Genomic DNA, 2,505 nt, shown 5'->3' on the forward strand with positions numbered 1-2,505 from the left:
GCAGAAAACTGTCATTTAGCTGGAATTAATATTTGATCGGGCCAGGTACCCCCAGACCTGTCTTTTGGGGTGTTTTACCCGCTGAAAATTAAATCCCGACAAAGCTTTACCAATATTGATGTGGTTCAATCTCAGGTTTAGATAGCTCAAAGCTATTTCAACATCCGATGCAGTTACAAAATCTTCCATATCCTGGGATTTTTCATAATACTTTGCAATTAATTCCTGTTCGGTTGAAAGCCGGGTGTACTTCTTATTTCGCTCCTCGTTTTCAGTTACATCATTTAACGAAAGTTCTGCGTCAAATTCTTCCAGTTGATAGGCATAATGAAAAGCCTGGCTCCAAACCTTATTAATATCCACTTCTTTTGAATAGGTAAAGTCAATTTTATCACGAAGTTCAAAACACAGCCAGCGAACAGAACCGGTTTCATCGCTGAGAAAGGATGCCATATTTGTAGATCCCACGAATGAACAGATCCGTGGAAGCGTAGTGTTCTTTTTATCGTAAGGTAATCTTTCATTGATAAAAGTTTTCGAAAAGAAGGCTTTTAGTGCATTTACATCTTTTCTGGAGAGAACCGCCAGTTCGTCGAGGTTAAGCAGAAAATTCCGGCAAAGTTGAATACGTGCATCCTTATCGTTGCTGATGTCTTCAGCCATATATTCCGAAAGTAGTGGGGGACAAAGAAACCTGCACCAGGTTGATTTTCCCGAGCTTTGGCCCTTGTGGCTAAGGATAAAAGCCTGCTTGTTAAAATAGTCAGGTTCCAGGGCACACCTGACTGCTCGTACCAACCATTTCCGAAAGTGATACAGAAAGGCTTCATCTTCATAGGTAGGAACATAAGAACACAGCTTCTGTATATGGTCAATGCCATCCCATTTATTTAATGATTCAAAATAGTTCAGGATCGGATTATGTTTTGCAATGAGTTCTGATTTGATAAAGATTTCCAGTTTGCCAGGCGATATCTCGATACCGGCCTTTGTGAGTTCAATAATCAGTGAATTGATATTAAGATAGTGCCATTGGTTTTCTCCAATTAAAGAAATCTGATAGTCATGAGATATTTCATTGTACCTGATGTCGTATTTTTCAAAAAGATAATCTGATGTGTAATCAAAAACTGTTTTCTTTTTGGGATTATTGGCAATGTATAAACCGGATTCTTTTTCTTCCATAACCATACTGGATTAAAATCTAACATTAAAAGGCAGCGAATGCCGGTTTTAATACTTTCGGTTTCTGGATAGCATCTGGTTGAATTTCTCCTCGTCTTCCAGTTCTTCTTTGGAAATACCCATCAACCAAAGATCGATGTCTTTTTTATAAAAGAACTTTTGCCGGATGTTAGCATTGGTTCCGGTTGGAATAAGTTTTTTACTGAGCAGCTTGTAAATTTTGCTTTTTGAAAGCCCGGTGTACTGGGCCAGCTCTTCAACATTAAAAACGGTTTTATTCTCAGCCAGTAGGGTTTTGATTTGTTTTAATTCGTTTAGAACTTGTTTGGTAATAAATGCTTGATTTTCCATAGTTGACATATTTATTAATGAGTAATGACGCTTGATGCAAGAAAATCCCATCAGCAAATATGTAGCTATATGTGGCAGTAAATCAAGACAGTAATTTACATTACGGGGTAATTACGGGAAAAATACCGTCTATTGTCCCAGAATTTTTCGAAAAGGATCCAGGTTCTCTGAAAATTCCGTTTTACTTTCATTTACCCACTCTGAAAAACGCGAGTTTAAACTCGCCCGGTTAACTTCAGAACCATTTAAAGTAAAGGTAGATTCGATGAATTTGAACAACATTTCTTTGCGCTCTTTTTTGAAATCCCTGATTCCTCCATCAATCAGCAAATGAAGGATTCGAAACAATTTTTTATAGTCAGCAGCAGCCCGGTTGTCTGATACCAGTTTAAAATCAATTTTATGTTTTGGAGCGAGGTTATTCAGGATCAGGTTCAGATTCCCGCAGTCGGAATCAGAAAATCCCAAATCCTGCAATTGAATTCCATTTATGTTACCACGTTTAAAAAGGAAACAGGATATAATCTCGTTTTGGCGGAGCCGCCTGGCCTCATGCCAGGAGCCAATAAAAATTAAAGCAACAAACAAAGCTGTCAAAGCAGCGGACGTATATACAATAACTCGGGAAGCCCGGTATCCCAGTCCCCAAAATATTGTCAGAAAAGTAACTAAACAAACCAGCATTATAAACAGAATCACTGAAGTATGGTTCCTTAAAACCCGGGTACTGAGTAATCTTTTCCCTTTTCGGTTGAGCACGTATAATATCTTTCCTGTTTTCTGAATAATTGTTTCCATTGGCGGTAATGATTTTAAGTATTAAATGGCTTTGTTTTCTGTTTTCAACAGCATTAAAATCAAGGAAGTAAAATTACTTAATCAGGCAAATGAAAACAAGGGTAAGCTGTTGCAGTGGTAGCATTTGTCGCTGTTTGAGCAGTATTGGACTTCGAAATGCTGAATAACATT

General features: G+C 37.9%; 3 protein-coding genes. All 3 read right to left on the reverse strand.

Annotation, left to right across the window (positions count from 1 at the left end; genetic code table 11):
* Nucleotides 1-15: 15 nt before the first annotated feature.
* The 3 genes from K5G00_RS29090 to K5G00_RS29100 all read right to left on the reverse strand — a co-directional run bounded on the left by K5G00_RS29090 (nucleotide 16) and on the right by K5G00_RS29100 (nucleotide 2,334).
* Nucleotides 16-1,185, reverse strand: coding sequence for a virulence-associated E family protein (locus K5G00_RS29090; RefSeq protein WP_238770074.1), 1,170 nt, complete (start codon nucleotides 1,183-1,185; stop codon nucleotides 16-18).
* A 48-nt stretch (nucleotides 1,186-1,233) separates the two neighbouring features.
* On the reverse strand, nucleotides 1,234-1,536 hold the full coding sequence (locus K5G00_RS29095) for a helix-turn-helix transcriptional regulator (RefSeq protein WP_238770076.1): 303 nt from the start codon (nucleotides 1,534-1,536) through the stop codon (nucleotides 1,234-1,236).
* 129 nt (nucleotides 1,537-1,665) lie between these two features.
* Nucleotides 1,666-2,334 (reverse strand): hypothetical protein, encoded by a 669-nt coding sequence (locus K5G00_RS29100; protein WP_238770078.1) that lies wholly within the window; start codon nucleotides 2,332-2,334, stop codon nucleotides 1,666-1,668.
* Nucleotides 2,335-2,505 lie beyond the last annotated feature (171 nt).

The sequence above is a fragment of the Maribellus maritimus genome, assembly GCF_022267315.1.
Lineage (GTDB): Bacteria > Bacteroidota > Bacteroidia > Bacteroidales > Prolixibacteraceae > Draconibacterium > Draconibacterium maritimum.